Origin of the sequence: Cupriavidus basilensis (assembly GCF_029335485.1) — a bacterium.
GTDB classification, from domain to species: Bacteria; Pseudomonadota; Gammaproteobacteria; order Burkholderiales; family Burkholderiaceae; genus Cupriavidus; species Cupriavidus basilensis_E.
Genome location: NZ_JARJLM010000734.1, coordinates 13,866 through 31,359, shown reverse-complemented (window position 1 = coordinate 31,359; position 17,494 = coordinate 13,866). Strand labels below are relative to the sequence as shown.

The 17,494-nt window shown below is 58.4% G+C and carries 13 protein-coding genes and 1 pseudogene; 5 read left to right on the top strand and 9 right to left on the bottom strand.

Annotated elements, in window-relative coordinates:
* From yidD to rpmH, 3 genes are all read right to left on the bottom strand, one after another.
* Positions 1 to 226: membrane protein insertion efficiency factor YidD (gene yidD / locus P3W85_RS45265; RefSeq protein WP_276269642.1), on the bottom strand; the 226-nt coding region annotated here is incomplete at its 3' end.
* 15 nt (positions 227 to 241) lie between these two features.
* Complete coding sequence (gene rnpA / locus P3W85_RS45260; RefSeq protein WP_276269641.1) at positions 242 to 703, bottom strand: ribonuclease P protein component; 462 nt, start codon at positions 701 to 703, stop codon at positions 242 to 244.
* Positions 704 to 818: 115 nt separating this feature from the next.
* Positions 819 to 953, bottom strand: a complete 135-nt coding sequence (gene rpmH / locus P3W85_RS45255; RefSeq protein ID WP_017229861.1) for a 50S ribosomal protein L34 — start codon at positions 951 to 953, stop codon at positions 819 to 821.
* Between the two features lie 1,083 nt (positions 954 to 2,036).
* On the opposite strand from rpmH, the gene dnaA reads away from it, so the two are divergent.
* The 4 genes from dnaA to P3W85_RS45235 all read left to right on the top strand — a co-directional run bounded on the left by dnaA (position 2,037) and on the right by P3W85_RS45235 (position 9,224).
* A complete protein-coding gene (dnaA, locus tag P3W85_RS45250; protein ID WP_276269640.1) occupies positions 2,037 to 3,743 on the top strand; it encodes a chromosomal replication initiator protein DnaA in 1,707 nt (568 codons plus the stop codon).
* Positions 3,744 to 4,186: 443 nt separating this feature from the next.
* Positions 4,187 to 5,314 (top strand): DNA polymerase III subunit beta, encoded by a 1,128-nt coding sequence (gene dnaN, locus P3W85_RS45245; RefSeq protein WP_017223912.1) that lies wholly within the window; start codon positions 4,187 to 4,189, stop codon positions 5,312 to 5,314.
* A 224-nt stretch (positions 5,315 to 5,538) separates the two neighbouring features.
* Positions 5,539 to 8,070 carry a DNA topoisomerase (ATP-hydrolyzing) subunit B gene (gene gyrB / locus P3W85_RS45240; RefSeq protein WP_017223911.1) on the top strand — a complete coding sequence of 844 codons (2,532 nt, stop codon included), beginning with the start codon at positions 5,539 to 5,541 and terminating at the stop codon, positions 8,068 to 8,070.
* Between the two features lie 884 nt (positions 8,071 to 8,954).
* Positions 8,955 to 9,224: a hypothetical protein gene (locus P3W85_RS45235; RefSeq protein ID WP_276269639.1), complete on the top strand. Its 270-nt coding sequence runs from the start codon at positions 8,955 to 8,957 to the stop codon at positions 9,222 to 9,224.
* 853 nt (positions 9,225 to 10,077) lie between these two features.
* Here P3W85_RS45235 and P3W85_RS45230 read toward each other — a convergent pair.
* Entirely contained in the window at positions 10,078 to 11,142 is a 1,065-nt protein-coding gene (locus tag P3W85_RS45230; RefSeq protein ID WP_276269638.1) for a hypothetical protein, read from the bottom strand.
* Positions 11,143 to 11,200: 58 nt separating this feature from the next.
* Here P3W85_RS45230 and P3W85_RS45225 point away from each other — a divergent pair, with 58 nt between their 5' ends.
* Positions 11,201 to 11,440 (top strand): hypothetical protein, encoded by a 240-nt coding sequence (locus P3W85_RS45225; RefSeq protein WP_276269637.1) that lies wholly within the window; start codon positions 11,201 to 11,203, stop codon positions 11,438 to 11,440.
* Positions 11,441 to 11,839: 399 nt separating this feature from the next.
* Here the strand turns inward: P3W85_RS45225 and P3W85_RS45220 are convergent.
* From P3W85_RS45220 to P3W85_RS45200, 5 genes and pseudogenes are all read right to left on the bottom strand, one after another.
* Positions 11,840 to 12,086, bottom strand: a pseudogene (locus P3W85_RS45220) (IS66 family transposase); the annotation flags it as partial.
* Positions 12,087 to 12,150: 64 nt separating this feature from the next.
* Entirely contained in the window at positions 12,151 to 13,233 is a 1,083-nt protein-coding gene (locus tag P3W85_RS45215; protein ID WP_276269636.1) for a HEPN domain-containing protein, read from the bottom strand.
* Positions 13,230 to 14,438, bottom strand: a complete 1,209-nt coding sequence (locus P3W85_RS45210; RefSeq protein WP_276269635.1) for a DUF262 domain-containing protein — start codon at positions 14,436 to 14,438, stop codon at positions 13,230 to 13,232. Before P3W85_RS45210 ends, P3W85_RS45215 begins: the two co-directional genes overlap by 4 nt.
* Positions 14,425 to 16,629, bottom strand: coding sequence for a DNA methyltransferase (locus tag P3W85_RS45205; protein ID WP_276269634.1), 2,205 nt, complete (start codon positions 16,627 to 16,629; stop codon positions 14,425 to 14,427). Before P3W85_RS45205 ends, P3W85_RS45210 begins: the two co-directional genes overlap by 14 nt.
* Entirely contained in the window at positions 16,629 to 17,456 is an 828-nt protein-coding gene (locus tag P3W85_RS45200; protein ID WP_276269633.1) for a hypothetical protein, read from the bottom strand. The genes P3W85_RS45205 and P3W85_RS45200 overlap by 1 nt, the downstream gene beginning before the upstream one ends.
* Positions 17,457 to 17,494 lie beyond the last annotated feature (38 nt).

Sequence of the window (17,494 nt, the reverse complement as noted above, 5' to 3'; positions counted from 1 at the left end):
GCGGTGTTGACGATGCCGGTGGCACCGGATCATACCCGCCATCCGTGAAAGGATGGCAACGGCATAGCCGGCAAGCGGCCATCCAGCTGCCGCGTCCTGCGCCATGGCGCAGGATGGCTTCGCGGGCGTAGTCGGAACAGGTGGGCAGGAAGCGGCACTGCGAGCCGAAAAACGGGCTCAGGGCGATCTTGTAGATACGCAGCAGGGCAAGCAGGATTCGCTTCATGGGACGGCGGGCCGGTTAAGCAGAAGCGCCGGAGGGCGGGGCCGCCGGGGGCGCAGCCTCGGCGGACGCAGGCGGCGACACCCCGGAAGGGGCAGCCGGGCGCGGGGCAAGCGGACGCACCGCCACCTCGAACAGGCCGGTCAACTCGGCCAGGCACACCCGGCGTATGGCGCTGCGGCTGGCAAACTCCGCGCGCGGAAATTTTGCCTGCAGGCGCAGCAATACATCGCGGCCCGCCAGTTGGTCCTGCCGTTGCCGGAACAGTTCCCGCACCATGCGCTTCACCAGGTTGCGCTCGGCGGCGCGCTTGGCAAATTTCTTGCCCACCACGATGCCCAGGCGGGCCTGCGGCAGGCGGTTCTCGCCCACATACAGCACGAAGTGCTGGCTGCGGCGGCGCGGGCGCAATGCAAAAACGGATGAAAACTCATCCGTCTTTGTGAGCCTCGCGGCTTTGGGGTAGGCATGGGTAGACACGCTGGGCAAACCTAGCGGAAACGCTGCGTCTGGCTGCGAGCTACCGGCCGTCCGAAAGGCGAGGCGGTTGGCCCCGGCGGCGCGTGAAGCACCGCCAAAGCCGGTCGCCAGGCCCTTAGACTGCCAGGCGCTTGCGGCCCTTGGCGCGACGCGCGTTGATGACGGAGCGGCCGCCACGGGTCTTCATGCGCACGCGGAAACCATGGGTACGCTTGCGGCGGGTAACGGAAGGTTGGTATGTACGTTTCATGTTGCACTCTCTGGTTGATCTTGGCTCGCCCGGTTTCCGGCAAGGTGCCGGGCGCCGTGGCCGCCGCGTATGGTTCGCATGGGGGCTGCCGCGGATGCGGTATGCCGACTGCTGTGGTTATCTTGCTGCCGGCCGTGTGTTTCGCGTCTCGAATGCGCCGGCCAGCAGATCGGAACAAATCAAACCGATCATCGGCGGCCTTCGAATTTCGCGATGCAGGTTTGGGAGGGAATCTTGCCGGACCGGATTGCCGATGAACTCATCGCACACCCATCCGTCCCGACCCCATCAGCCTGCCGGCCCGCTGCCTGTTCCGGCCAATCCAGCCATTTCCGGCACGCCTCCAGCTGGTTAAAGCATGGTGAAACGCACCGGTCTTGCACGGAACAGGTCAGACCCGGCGATGCGCATACGAGATCCCCTGCCGCATCGCAGAACCCGCCATTTAACTGATTTTCGCGGAAAGTGTCAAGGCTCCATATGGATTAGAGACGTGTGCGCCACCCCTGCCTGAAAAACATGCAACAGGCCGTTGTATTTCATTGTCCACAATCGCCAGTGGGTAAGTTTTTTTTATGAAGGGGTGCCGGGCGGGGTCGGCCAGGTAGAAGGAAGTCTCTGTTTCGACTGGGTTTTCCTCCATTTTGCCTACCCGGAAACCCGCGCCAGAACTGGGGTTGTGCACAACAATTCACTGCTTTTTCACAACTTATCCACAGACTTATCCTTTGTGGATAACTCGGGGCGAGGGGTACAATCCGGGTCCAAACACCACACGGGCTGCGTGGCGCAAGCGCAACCCGGGCAACACCCTGGCATGCCGGATAACGGATGCGCAGCCGGCGGCGACGCTTTTGTCGCCTGCCGGTCAGCGCGTCCCGCTTGCCGCGAGCCGATCGCGTCGATCACCAGGGGGAGTCCGGGAAGCGGGGTCATGTGCGGATCGCTTGGCGATCGCAATCCGGGCATCAAAGAGGTACCGACGACTGGCAGGGATGCACCACCGATCCCTGCCCGCCGCCCATTCCACTCGATGCCGCCGGACTGTCCACCCACCCGTGGCGAAAACCGAACAACATAACAATGCAAGATTTCTGGCAGGCGGCAGCCGCGCAACTCGAGCGCGAACTGACGCCGCAACAGTTCAAGACCTGGATCAAGCCGTTGGCGCCTGTCGGCTTCGACGAGGAAGCGCACGCGCTGCGTATCGCCGCGCCCAACCGCTTCAAGCTCGACTGGGTAAAAAGCCAGTTCTCCGGCCGCATCACCGCGCTCGCCTGCGAATACTGGGAAGCCAACGTTAGCGTTCACTTTGTCCTGGACCCTGCCGCCTCGGGCCGGGCCGCTGCCGGCTACCCGCAGCAGGCCGGCCAGCCCGGCATGGCGCACCCCGGCCCCGGCTACCCGTCCGGCCAGCCGCTGTCGCAGAACTTCGGCCAGCCGGGCGGCCACGGCCAGCCCGGCTACGGCCCCATGAACCAGGCCGGCACGCAGCCGCAAGGCGGCCAGCGCGGCGGCCAGGCGCCCTACCCCGGCAACTATCCGTCGCATCCCGGCCAGGGCAACAGCATGGGCGGCATGGGTGGCGAGCTGGTCGACATCGACGTGCCGCAGCTGGACCCGGCCGAAGCCAGTGCCCGCTCCTACCGCGTGCCCCAGCCGCAGCAGCCCATGCAGGGCGGCGCGCAGGGTGGCCACCCGGGCGGCGGCCAGATGGGCCACCCCGGCAACCCGCTGGGCGCCCAGCAGCAGAACGACACGGTGCACGAGCGCTCGCGCCTGAACCCCATCCTCACCTTCGACAACTTCGTCACCGGTAAGGCCAACCAGCTCGCGCGCGCCGCGGCCATCCAGGTGGCCAACAATCCCGGCAAGTCCTACAACCCGCTCTATCTATATGGCGGCGTAGGCCTGGGCAAGACCCACTTGATCCACGCCATCGGCAACTTCATGCTGCTGGAGAACCCGCGCGCCCGCATCCGCTACATCCACGCCGAGCAATACGTCTCCGATGTGGTGAAGGCGTACCAGCGCAAGGCCTTCGACGAGTTCAAGCGCTACTACCACTCGCTCGACCTGCTGCTGATCGACGATATTCAATTCTTCTCCGGCAAGAACCGCACGCAGGAAGAGTTCTTCTACGCCTTCGAGGCCCTGATCGCCAACCGGGCGCAGGTGATCATCACCAGCGATACGTATCCCAAGGAAATCAGCGGCATCGACGATCGCCTGATCTCGCGCTTCGACTCCGGCCTGACGGTGGCCATCGAGCCGCCCGAGCTGGAGATGCGCGTGGCCATCCTGATGAAGAAGGCCGCCGCCGAGAACGTGAGCGTGCCCGAGGAAGTCGCCTTCTTCGTCGCCAAGCACCTGCGCTCCAACGTGCGCGAGCTGGAAGGCGCGCTGCGCAAGATCCTGGCCTTCTCCAACTTCCACGGCAAGGACATCACCATCGATGTCACCCGCGAAGCGCTGAAGGACCTGCTGACGGTGCAGAACCGCCAGATCTCGGTGGAGAACATCCAGAAGACCTGCGCCGATTTCTACAACATCAAGGTCGCGGACATGTACAGCAAGAAGCGGCCCGCCAATATCGCGCGGCCCCGCCAGATTGCCATGTACCTGGCCAAGGAACTCACGCAGAAGAGCCTGCCGGAAATCGGCGAACTCTTCGGCGGACGCGATCACACCACCGTGCTGCACGCGGTGCGCAAGATCGCCGACGAACGCAGCAAGGACGCGCAGCTCAATCACGAACTGCACGTGCTGGAACAGACGCTGAAGGGGTGATCCCGCGCGTCTGAAGGCATCAAGCGGGGATTTGCCGGGCCTGTCACGCAGGGCTGGCATACTGTAGGGTACGCGCCGGGCTGGGCCCGGCGCATGAAACAATCGGTAGCATCGCCGGAGCATTGCCGGAACATCGCCAGAAAACGGCCTGGGCTAAGGCTTTGCGGTGAGTCGGGACGAGCGGGCGGAGGGAACGGCCGGATCATGGCCGGACGATGGTCGGGTCATGGCCCGGCCAAGGCAAGAACAGCCAGGAATTGTGCTTGATGCGGCATAATTCTGCCTCTCCGAACGCGCTCGCCCCGCTTCACCGCAGCGGCTTATCCTTGGTACAATGGCGAATTAACTCGTTGATTCCTAAGATTTTTTGGAATCACCCCCGAGTTAGTCCCGGTCAGTTCGCACCCGCGGTCGCTTACTACAAACGACGAAGGATAAATTCAATGCAATTGGTCAAAACCTCGCGAGACAATCTGCTGCGTCCGCTGCAAATCGTGAGCGGCATCGTGGAGCGCCGCCACACCCTCCCGATCCTGGCCAACCTGCTGATTCGCAAGTCCGGGTCCAACGTATCCTTCCTCTCGACCGACATCGAGATCCAGATCACCACCCACGCCGAATGCGGTGTGGGCAGCGACAGCGTCGCCACCACCGTGGCCGCCCGCAAGCTGCTCGACATCCTGCGCGCCATGCCCGACGGCGAAGTCGCCCTGTCGCTCAACGACAAGCGCATGACCGTGCAGTCAGGCAAGAGCCGCTTCGCGCTGCAGACCCTGGCCGCCGAGGAATTCCCCACGGTGGCCGAGGCCAGCGAGTTCGGCGCCTCGGTCAGCCTGCCGCAGAAGACCTTCAAGCACCTGCTCGCCATGGTCCACTTCGCCATGGCCCAGCAGGACATCCGCTACTACCTCAACGGCATGCTGCTGGTGGTGGACGGCAAGAAGGTCATGGCAGTCGCCACCGACGGCCACCGCCTGGCCTACTGCGGCGTGGAGCTGGATACCGCGGCCACGGGTAGCGAAGGCGGCGCGCCGTCGCGCCAGGAAGTCATCATCCCGCGCAAGACCATCCTGGAACTGCAGCGCCTGCTGGAAGACAACGACGATCCCGTGCAGGTGCAGTTGGCCGCCAACCAGGTCAAGTTCACCTTCGCCAATATCGAGCTGATCTCCAAGCTGGTGGAAGGCAAGTTCCCCGATTTCCAGCGCGTGATCCCCAAGGGCTACAAGAACGCCTTCGCGATCGACCGCGTGCAGCTGCAGCAAGCGCTGCAACGCACCGCCATCCTGACCACCGACAAGTTCAAGGGCGTGCGCTGCATCCTGGACACCCACGTACTCAAGATCAGCTCCACCAACGCCGACCAGGAAGAAGCGCAGGAAGAACTCGAACTTGATTATTCGGGCGACGCCCTCGATATCGGTTTTAACGTGACCTACCTGCTCGACGTGCTTGCCAACCTCAAGAGCGAACAGGTCCAGGTCAGCCTCGGCGACTCCAATTCGAGCGCGCTGATCACCGTGCCGGAAGACGACAACTTCAAGTACGTCGTCATGCCGATGCGTATCTGATGGTCCGGTAGAAGGTAGAAGGAAAACAACATACGCAACACCGGAACATCGAACGGCAGGCTACGGCTCTCGCCCGGCAGGCGAAAGATGCACCGCAGCACGCAGGGGCAGGATCAGGCGATCCGCCCCTTTTGCCGTTTTTATGTAACCCGCCATGCGGCCCCATCCGAGCGCGCCCCCACCGGGCCCGACGCGATCGCCGCATCCGCCGTGAGTAAGAGAACATGACCGAACAGCAACAACCGCAACCGCAACAGGAAAACAGCTACGGCGCAGGCTCGATCCAGATCCTGGAAGGCCTGGAGGCGGTGCGCAAGCGGCCGGGCATGTACATCGGCGACACGTCCGACGGCACCGGCCTGCACCACCTCGTATTTGAAGTGCTGGACAACTCCATCGACGAAGCCCTGGCCGGCTGGTGCACGGAAATCACCGTCACCATCCACAGCGACAACTCGATCTCCATCACCGACAACGGCCGCGGCATTCCCCCGCTCGTCAAGTTCGACGACAAGCACGAACCCAAGCGCAGCGCGGCCGAAATCGCCATGACCGAGCTGCACGCCGGCGGCAAGTTCAACCAGAACAGCTACAAGGTCTCCGGCGGCCTGCACGGCGTGGGTGTCTCCTGCGTGAACGCCCTCTCCAAGTGGCTGCGCCTCACCGTGCGCCGCGACGGCCAGGCCCACCTGCTCGAATTCGCCCAAGGCGCCGTGCAAAACCGCCTGGTGGAAACCGTGCCCGGCCCCGACGGCGTGCCCGTGGAAGTCTCGCCGATGAAGGTCATCGGCCCCACCGACAAGCGCGGCACCGAAGTCCACTTCCTGGCCGATGAAGAAATCTTCACCAACGTCGAGTTCCACTACGAGATCCTCTCCAAGCGCATCCGCGAGCTCTCGTTCCTGAACAACGGCGTGCACATCCGCCTGACCGACCAGCGCACCGGCAAGGAAGAAGACTTCGCCTTCTCCGGCGGCGTGAAAGGCTTTGTCGAGTACATCAACCGCGGCAAGAGCACCCTGCACCCCAACATCTTCTACGCCAACACCGAAAAAGACGGTATCGCCGTAGAAGTGTCCATGCAGTGGAACGACGGCTACAACGAGCAGGTACTCTGCTTCACCAACAACATCCCGCAGCGTGACGGCGGCACCCACCTCACCGGGTTGCGCGCCGCCATGACGCGCGTGATGAACAAGTACATCGAAGAAAACGAGATCGCCAAAAAGGCCAAGGTGGAAACCACCGGCGACGACATGCGCGAAGGCCTGGCCTGCGTGCTCTCCGTCAAGGTCCCCGAGCCCAAGTTCAGCTCGCAGACCAAGGACAAGCTGGTCTCGTCGGAAGTGCGCCTGCCCGTGGAAGAACTCGTCGCCAAGGCCCTGGGCGATTTCCTGCTGGAAACCCCGGTCGACGCCAAGATCATCTGCGGCAAGATCGTAGACGCCGCCCGCGCCCGCGAAGCCGCCCGCAAGGCCCGCGAAATGACCCGCCGCAAAGGCGTGCTCGACGGCATGGGCCTGCCCGGCAAGCTGGCAGACTGCCAGGAGAAAGATCCGGCCCAGTCCGAACTCTTCCTGGTGGAGGGTGACTCCGCAGGCGGCTCCGCCAAGCAAGGCCGCGACCGAAAGTTCCAGGCCATCCTGCCGCTCAAGGGCAAGATCCTGAACGTGGAGCGCGCCCGCTTTGACAAGATGCTATCCAGCCAGGAAGTGCTCACGCTGATCACCGCGCTAGGCACCGGCATCGGCAAGGACGACTACAACCTCGAGAAGCTGCGCTACCACCGCATCATCATCATGACCGACGCGGACGTGGACGGCTCCCACATCCGCACGCTGCTGCTCACCTTCTTCTACCGCCAGATGCCCGACATCATCGAGCGCGGCTACGTGTATATCGCCCAGCCGCCGCTGTACAAGATCAAGCACGGCAAGGAAGAGCGGTATATCAAGGATGACAACGAGCTGAATGCCTACCTGCTGCGCCTGGCGATGGAAAAGGCCGCGCTGGTCAACCCGGACGGTTCCGAGGTTTCCGGCGATGCGCTGACCGAGCTGGCTCGGCAGTATCAGCTGGCCGAGGCTGTCATCGGCCGCCTGTCGCGGATTGTGGATAGCGATGCGCTGCGCGCCATTGCTGATGGTGTTGAGCTGGATCTGGACAGCGCTGCCGCTGCTGAAGCCTCAGCTACCGCGCTGAAGGCCAAGTTGTCGGAGATGCACTCGAAGACTTTGCTGGGGGCTGCGGTCAATGACGACGGCACGGCGGATGTCTATGCGCAGTTTGATGAGAAGACGGACAAGCATCGGTTGATGATTGCTCGCCGGCATCATGGCAATGTGCGGTTGTCTCACCTGGATGCTGACTTTGTCCACGGGGCTGATTACGCTGCGCTGTCGCTGGCTGCCAAGACCTTCCAGGGGTTGATTGCGGAAGGGACCAAGGTGCGCCGTGGCGAGGGTGAGAAGCTGCGGGATCAGACTGTTAATGACTTCCATGCTGCTATGCAGTGGCTGTTGTCCGAGGCGGAGCGTGGGGTTTCTCGTCAGCGGTATAAGGGGTTGGGGGAGATGAATCCTGAGCAGCTTTTTGAGACGACCCTCGACGTTACCCAGCGCCGACTGCTTAAGGTGCAGATTGAGGATGCTATTGCGGCGGATCAGATTTTTACTACGCTGATGGGGGATGAGGTTGAGCCGCGTAGGAATTTTATTGAGTCTAATGCGTTGGTGGCTCGGAATATTGATGTTTGATACGCCATGTAGACGGACTCATATCCTGGGAGAAACGGGGGCATAACCATAGAATTTATGATTATGCCTACCCTGATAGCCTAGGCTGATGTGGTTGTAGTAAAAGCCACCTAGAAAGAACGAACGACTACCCTATTGCGTTGGCCGTTGTTTTTGCACTTCAAGCAATAATCAGTGGCTGAAGTTTCCGCCCGGTATCTCGTGCCTTCTCTCCCCTCGGCTATTGTCGGGTGCATAGAAAGTTCTGACGAAATCTCCGACAGCCGAGGGTTCTTTTGCTCTACAGCGCGTTCAATCGTCGTTGTTAGGAGAATTGGATTCAAGGAATCCAGATGTCATGCCCATCTGCGACTGGTAGCGAGTACCAAACACGGTGGGGTCTGGAGTTATGGTCAAACTGGCCAAGTGCAAAGACCTCTGTGCCCACGGCGACTGCTCCAGAGGTCAGTCGGCTCCACAACTCGGCACCTGATGGACAGGAGCTCGGAACACCGTTCTGAACCCATACCAGTAGGTCTTTGCCTGTGCTATGCGCTTGCGACAGTGTCAACGAATAGCCCGTTGTCCCATGGTGGATTCTTGCAATCGTGCCTCGGTAAATCTTGATTGGGCTCTGAGCAGCGCTAGCAAGGACATTAACCGCAAGGTCCATGAACGCGGAGGCGTATGTTTCACCTGCGTTCCAGGGGGCCGATAGCTCGGTGGATGCGAGGGTCGCCGGAGCCATCGTCTTCCAACTCTTTGCGAAATGCTTCACTCTGCTCGACGAACTGCTGCTAGTTCCTGTTCCCGTCGCTGACGTCCCCGTTCCTATTCCTGTACCAGCGGTGGCGCTTGTCGATGGAGGCGTGCCCGTCCCCGCTGTGCTAGGTCCAGGAGAAGCCGTGGGTGGCTTCCACTTCGTTGGAACGGTGCCTTTTGTTGGTTTTGCCGGTTTTGAACCAATCAGTGGCGGAGAGGCGGTTGTCACCGCCGATGGCCGTCGCGTGCATCCCCGTCTATGCGGGTTCGGGGACGCTCGAAAGTACGACGAAGGGCTTTTTTTTCGACCAGGTTTCGTTGATTGCGTGATGACAGCAATCACCGTAACGCCGCACTTCGGGTCGGCGCATACAAAAAATTCGGCGGCTTTCACAGCCGCACTGGATGTGTAGATTTTCTCTACCGCGTCGATGGTGACGGAGCTGCCGGTGCTCGCGATTCTACCGGTCCCCCTAGTTAGTATTGCCTCATCGTGCATGAGTCATGGCTCCGAAAATTGCTATACGCAACAAAATGTCCCCAATGCAATTCTAGCTTAATGGAAATGCAAGTCACTTTCAGCCCGGCATTCGCTGGAATGCACAGCACGGTCGCTGTTTGCGACGTGTCAACGCCGCCTGAAACCTGACCCACAACTCGAGTCACACTCGGTCGGAACGCCCTATCTTGTAAGAAAAGGTCTCTCAGATTATTCGTTTGTCTGCAAATAGCCGACTCGTAGAGCGTCAGAGTAATTGCGATTGGCCTAGACACCGTAATAATGGAGACGAATGTCTCTACCCTGTGGACCGCCAACATAGGTCGACTAGAGCGTGGCGCCACGCCTGACTACGTCGTGCAGCTGTGCGAAGACATATATGAACACGGCGGGAAGAATATTTTGCATGCCCACCCGCGCTACGCATCGTCCGCTTTTGACCTTATCGCGCGTGCGCTCGCAGTCGCGTTGACCGGGACCGAAGAACTTCCGCGTTGCCCCGAACCCCTGAGCATTCCGATTCATCATTCGGGCGATACGAGCTACGCCCGTCTGGGCGAAATACCTGAGCCGGCAGCGACACTCTTCCGCAAACGCATTGAGTACTTAGGCTGCCCTGTTAAGGGAGACGACCCCACGCCGATGCAGCGTGCTTACGCGTCGGACTGGCTCGATTTTTTGACGAGTCGCAGATAGCGACGAGCCTTCAGTCCAGGAGTTTCTTGCGGCGGGCTGACATCGTCGTCGGAAAATCGATGAAGGGCCGCCTATCGTAGTGGGCTGCCGGTCTTGGTGAACCTGTCGAACGAGTACACATGCTCGGCAGGATGTTCGTCGCACTTCCCTACCAGGCGTCCTGGAAACTCTCTTCGACCATCGTAGAGATGGACAGTCTCTCCACATTTGGGGCAGCGACCCGAGTACCGTACCAATCGTATGACGCGGACGTGTCGCCCGTCACCCGCAGGCTCTTTTGATGCCTCGAGTTGAACGCCACGCTCACGCAACGACAGAAGCAGGTCGGGCGCCATGATGATGCGCAAGTCAATCAGCCTCCAGAAAGGACTGAGAAATGCAAAGCCCAACAATCCGACTATAGCGGCGAAGAAAACTAGGGTAACGATGTCTCCGGTGGGTATCCTCGCCGATTGAGTCGTCAGGGCAAGCCACAGCAGAACAAGCAGCGTTCCGACGACCGCTGGCCCGCCAATGCCGTACACAAGGAAGGCAATGCGCCTCCATCCCTTGAGGGCAAAGCCAGTCCGGATGAGTCGCCTCAGCCAGAAGGCAGGCTTTAAGGTCAGGTCTTGCACGTAGGCGATGCTGCCAGGTGCCAGCGCTGTGGGCTCGGCATCCGACGCTGGAAGCTTTAGAAATTCGATGTCGTAGGTGGAGTTGTTTCCGGCGCCGCCTGCGCCGAGAGTCTTTCTGGGCCACGCATAAATCGATAGGCCTGCCTGACGGGCAACGTCCTGGATGCCGGTTTCACGCTCTTCAAGGCGCTCCTCAAGATTGCTCCAGATTTTGGCGAGCCAGGCGGTGGCCCGCTCTGGCGCCACAGGGTGTTCTGCCATCTCCGCGACGTTGACGGAGTTGTAAGCAACTAGGGCTTTGCCTTCATTCAGCCTCTCTCGAGTGTCTTCGGCAAGCACGCGCGCGACTCTCAGCGCCTTTGTCTCCTTCCCCTGCAGTCTGAGAAAGCCCAAGAACGCTTCGAGTGCGGCCAGCTTTTCGTTCTCGTCAGCCTGGAATGTCTCGGGCTGGCTACCAACTATGCTATTGATTTTAAATAAAATATTTCCGTCTCGCACTGTTTCTTCCACTGTTGGCAACTGTTTTCGATTACCCGTGCTGACTAGGCTGGCTTCGTTCCCAACACAGGAGGTCAACATGTTTGAACGAGATGGAGTATGGACTTTTTCTATTCTGGGCGTGTCGGTTCACGTGCGTGAATTGCCCAGAAACAACATCGCAGTGTTCCATCAAATCTGCGAGCCTGTTCGGCAGGTGGTCGAGCCAATTTGCCGGGGACGCGGGTATTGGAACTCGGAGTTCAAGAATTGGATTGTGTTCGAGACATTTAAGGACGCTGTCTTGGCGGAGCTCGGGCAGATTGCAGCCGATCGCTGACCCTGCCGACATCTCATCGGACCGCGAGCGGTCAGCCAACTCGACCTTCCGCGACGACCTCGATGGCCAGCGACCGACTTCAATTGTCAGGACCCCCGTTGGGATGAAGTCATATCTGGGGACGGTTGGATACTCCATGGAGCTATTTCACTGAGACTGCCCCTAGTAGCGTTTTTTTGCACGCTTCTCCGCCGCGTAATCACATGGGGGAGTCGAGTATCGTGAATGGAACAGGCATGAGGAGGACCCGGTCGATGAAGTACCACATCAGTAGCTTGAGTCTGCTCGTTCGGTCTCCGGAATTACAAAGAAAATGAACTATCTCGCTGTTCTCATCGCCACCCGCTCCCGATTCGTTGAGGAGTTTTGTTAGCGACTCTAAGCGCGGGCGGTGCCGAGAAGGTACGCGTGCGGATCCAGTCCGTTCAACTCTGCCGAGCGCGCCAAAGTCATGACCGCAGCCGCCCGTTGTCCTGCTCGTAACGAGCCCGCGAACAGCCAGCTTGCCCGATCGCCCAGGGGCGGATCTGGTTTTCCACCCAGTTGTTATGGATCGGCGCATTGCCATCGTCTAGGTGGCGCATAAGCGCCTCCCAGTGTTTGAGGCTGTAGTCCAGTGCTTGGCGACGGCCGATCCGTCTGGCACTTATTGCCGTTAGCCGATCATCTGTAGTGACCCACCCCTGGAATCTTCGGAAAGTGGGTTAGTTTTAAGTCGGCGTTGACAGCAAGTAGTAATCGTGTCCATCTTTTGCATGAAAACCGACTTGAGCGCCAATCTTGATAGCTTCGATGGCCATGATTTCTAGATGGTTGACTTTGTCGATCTGAAGGCTCTCAACAGCACTAGCCCTAACCGGTTCCATGGCATCGGAGGTCAGGACGAATAGCTGATCACCAACCGCGATACGATGACCCTTGATCTCAAAACACACAATCTTGTTGTTGAAGACCTGTATGGGCTTGCCGAGCGACACAGCTATCCCGACTTCGGCACTGAACTTTAAGGCATCATGTTGCAACAGCTCGAAAAGTCCTTTGCCATAAGCACTCACAAACGCGCAACGCTCTTTGAGCAGGCCAACGGACTCAAGATCGTCAACCAGCACGACACCGTGCGATACAAAGTTCCGTCGTTCAACAAGGTCATCGATTGGCTCGAAAATTGCTCGAATATCCTCATCCGAGGGTGCATTTATATCGCGCTCTTGTTCTCGCTGAGCGAGGCAAAAAGAAAACGCCGGTGTTCGTGCCATACGCCTTAGGTGATGTTGCACGCCCACATTGGCCAGCATATCCGTGATGCGATTGAGTGTGAGGTTGCCCCGATGAAGGGAAAAGGCGGAGCCGTTGAGTTGGTAGTCCTTCGCGTCAGAAAAACACGAATGCAGATTGGCAATGACCTTTTCGTATGTGGTTTCAGTGCGAAATTTATCTCTGATCAGTGCCTCGGCCAACGCAAGAGAGTACGGCAGATGGTTCCTCTGAATTGCTTCAGGCAATCGCTTGAACTGCTCGCTAAGTTCACCCAAATAAACAACAAAACCGCTTACTAGACTGTCGGCCAGGCGCTCCAATAGGCCGTATAACGAAACGATTGCAACAGTGTAAATATACTGCTTAGTGTTTGTGGCCGTTGCGACAAGTTGATTAAGGAGCTTAACCTCATCGCCAGGCAAATCGCGCTTGCGCTCATTGAGCAGCCCAATCAGCCCCTGTTCGCGTTCCGTTCGATCTAGGAAAACGAGAAGTTGATCAATTCCTGCCTCGAAATCCGCAAGAGCTGCTTTCATGCGGTCTTAATGGTATCGATGAGAAATTTCTCCAAAGCACTCTCGCGCGCGATCAGTGCGCTCGGGTTAACGTTGCGTCCTTCGAAAGTATCGTAATTCTCCCTGTAGAATGATTCAATTCGATCCCGAAGAATTTGGGCCTTATTCCGTATTAATTGGGCCTTGTCCAGGTGTTGGCTGGCAACTGCCATTAATGAATCGTAAATAGTCGTGGTGGGTCGTTCAAGCCAGGACCAGTTACCTCTCCTTTGCCGATAGAGCCAGAATGAGCGCTCTCCAAACACATCTTCGACTAACTGTATGGTATCGATGAAGATGCACTCCAGGCCCTGCAAGGTATCTTGGTCAAAACCATTGCCGTGGTAGAGGTATGAGTCAAGATACGCCGATAGCGGAACAGTGCTCTTGTGCAACGTGCGCTTCTGCCGAAATGCGAAGAAGCGAAGGACGAGCTCAACATCCTCCATGCGACGGAAGTCGTCGTTCTCCAACCTTTCTTCGGGCGGGCTTCCACCATCGAGCTCTTGGGCATCTGGGAGAGGTAATCCCCATAAGCGACAGAGTGGCTGGCTTTTAGAGAGTCGGATACACAGACGGTTGAGCGGGCCGTCATAGATTGCATTCCGCGTCTCTTGCGGTGTGAGTCTTGCTCCGCCACTGTTGATCCGCTCGAAGACCATCTGCTTGAGCCGGAGAGCATCTTCTTCATTCCTGGCAGTCTCCTTGAGCAGGATCACAGACGACAGATAGCGCCGATCGATACCCTCCCGCACCTTCTCCGGAAGAGCCGAGTACGTCCGTCCGTTGAGTTCAGGCCACTGTGTCAGATCGGCCAGCGAGAACTCATCCCGGTAAAAGGCATGAATTGCGGTGAGACGCTGCAATCCGTCCATCACTTCGTACTTAGAATAGTCGTACTCATACAGAAAGATCGGCGGGATCGGCACGTTCATGATGAGCGATTCAATCAACCGTGATTGCTGATTGCGCGTCCAGCGATGCCGACGCTGATACTCGGGCGACAACCGATAAGTCGGGCTTTCAACAATGCTCGCAATCGTACTCAGAGGGTAGCGCGCCTGTTCTGTAACGATCCGAATTTCACCGCGTACATACTTCTCGTTGATCACGTCATCCGGGATCTTAGCGATTGACGCCGGAACGTCCGCCGGGAATAACAGTACTTCGCCCTTAAGCAGCAGCATATCTGGCCTCCTGTGCGGCAGACAAATTAGTCGATATTGCGTCACCGGACATCGCCTTTGCGCAAGGCTCCACTGAAGCGCGAGCCGTTAGCTCAGCACGGATCGCCGTCAGCCGATCCTTTATGACGTCATAGCTTAATGCTTCAGGCCCCGCCGCAATCAATAGGTGTGATGCCGCAATCACGAACCGGTCGGCGACGGAGATATGTAGTCCTGCCGCAACCAAAGGCTGAGCCATGATGTCAGCTCGGGCCACAAGCGATTCGAAATCGGTTGGCTGCCACGTTGAAGCGATTCGCTTTCTGCAGACTAGGATCGCGTCCAAGCTGATTGGGTCTTTTGCGGCTGCTTTCGGACTCGCGGCGCGGAGCTCGGCATGGACAGGGTGCGCAGCAACCACTGCCAAACCTGCCTGAGCAATCGCTTCGTAAATGGCGGCCCATCCCTCTGGGCGCGAATGATGGAAGCTGAATGCCAGTACTCCGTCATCCTTGAGGACACGGCAAGCCTCGGTGAACACCGACGCGAGCTGTCGGGAGAACACGCGTGGGTCTTTGTGCTGCACCTCGCCCTGGTCGGAGGAGTCCTCGCGGGCCATCCACGGGTAGCGGCCGCGTAGCACGGGCGACAGCCAGGCAAAAAAGAAGTCACTTAGCTCGGAGTAGTGAACGAAGTCGAAGTAAGGTGGATCTGTCACAACCGCATCTACCGTCCCCGCGGGCACGGGCAGCTTGGAGCTGTCGCCGTTGAGAATCAGCAGGCCGTGGTCGGCCCCCGCTAGCTCGTCCCACGTCTCAACGCGGCGAGCGCGGATCGGATGGCTGGCCACCGTCTTGGAAGAGCCCACACGGTTGCCCCCTTGGTCGCGCTCGATGGCGATCTCAAAAGGTTCATCGAGGTAGCGCTTGGCACGCAGCAGCCGTGACTCGAACAAGCTGCTGAATGTCCCACTGCTGCGATCTGTCCCCCACACCGAATTTTCCAGTGGCGTGCGCTCTGGCTTCAGGATGTGGTTCGAGAACATATGTCGGACGGCCCCGGTGCCCTCGCCCTTGAAGCTACAAAAAAGGTTGTTGAACTCTAAGGTGCTGGAGAACAGGCAAAGCATTTGCTCCTGCACTGCCTGATCGTCGATGCGGAGGATTTCGCGCAAGAGCAGGCCGAGGCACAGCAGTTGCCGTACGTTAAAGAAGTCGCGCCATTGCGTGTAGTTATAGCCGCGTGCCTGGTCTGTATTGTGGCCTGGGCGCACGCTGGCTTCAGGCAGCGGTAACGCCTCGCGGGCAAGCCGCTCCTGGGCTTCCTCGAAGAGGGCCATGTCCTCGTCGTGCACCGGTAGGTAGACCTTCGATCCGTCAGCCCGCAAAGCCATCATCGCGTACATGCGGTGCGAGGGCGGCGTGCCGTCCTCGGGCAGCAGGTCCTTGATGCGGTAGCGCTGGCCACCCTTAGTGATGACGTACTGGCCAGAGGCCGGGCCTTCCTGTGGATTGAAGTGATGGCCGCAGTGCGGGCAATGGAGGTCGGTTGTGTCGTACCGATCTTCCAGCACATCCCAGCAGCCCGGACACACGATTTGCGCTCGCGGCTTCTTCTTGGGATAGGCGTCCTGGGAGAACACGTAGCGGGAAAGAAGAGGAATCGCTTCGCCCTCGGGCGTTGTGACGATCTTGACCCAGAAGTAGTACAGCACGGGGATCAGCACTCCCGTCTGCGGATCGCGGGTCTGGTAATACCGGCGAATCTCAGGCGCCACATCGCGCTCCAATTGCTCGAACGCCGCCCGAAGCTGGGCTTCCGACGCCGGCGTGAACGCTTGGCGGACAAGGAAGGTGCTGACCGGGTTGATATCGCAGCCGATGGCCTTGGCCCCAAGCTTCACGGCCTCGCCGAGCGTGGTGCCGCTACCCATAAAGGGGTCGAGTACCACCTTTCCGGCCAGGTCATGCGTCTCGTAGAACTGAGCCCAGATGTCCGCGCCTGGCTGGCTCAAGGCCGCTAAAGTGATTCCCCTAAACACTGACCCGAGTCGAGTCGCCCACCATTTGTGGATGTGATAGATCGGGCGATTTATCTCCTTTCGCCAGCTTTCCTGCTCAGCCAATTGACTAATTTCTAATGTTGGGAAATTAGTTTCAAGGGCTGACCGCGCAGGCAGATTACAGTTTGCAATATCGCGACTCACGCTCATTATTTCTCTGCCTCACGCTGCGCCAGCTCCATTTCGGCAAAAATCTGATTTTGGCTAATCATCTTAACTGGTTTGTTGTTCTGTGTCTTTAGACGATATGCCACAAATTTATGCTCTGTGCCGGCTTTCGGGTTTTTGACGCGACTCGTCAAAATTTCGTTAGTTTGTAAGTCAAAACTATACGAGACTACTAACTCCTCGGCCTCTTTTCTTGCGAGATGCCCAACCGTTTGGAATCGCTCATCTGGAACATAAGAATCTGGAAGAATAAGTGTCAAGAGTCCGGTTGTTCCTTCAGTTAAGGCGAAAGGCGTCGGGGCGACATACATTTTTCGATCACGAATCATGATATCACCATACGAACCGAACCCTTTGATATGTTTATTCTCGTGTACGTAATCGCGATCAAGGCTGAGGAAGTCCCCGTGGCATATAACCAGATCAATAACGGGGTATTGGCGATACCCTCTCTCACTTTTCGGGTAGCTCGTTATTTTTTTGGGGTATCGACCAAAGACATAAAAAACATCTCTTCCGTTGTGGAATCCAGAAGGAGCTTGACTGTTTGAGTCAAAATTTTTATCCCTGCCGGGGGTCTTTAGACCTTTAACTTCATAGCCCTCAGTGAACTGAACAATTCGAAAATCTGGATAACTATGTCGTTTCGGTGGGTCAAAATTGAACGATAGCGTCTTTAGGCGCTGCTCCACCCAATTTTGAAAATGAAATTCTTTGTCATTGTCGCTCTCTGACTCTATCAGCTCCGCAGCCTGGATAGCCGTCACGCATTTTTCAAAAACATCAAAGCACGTTGTTTCTTTTGACATTGCGTTCATTCCACCGAAATTGAGCAATGCGCTGCTGC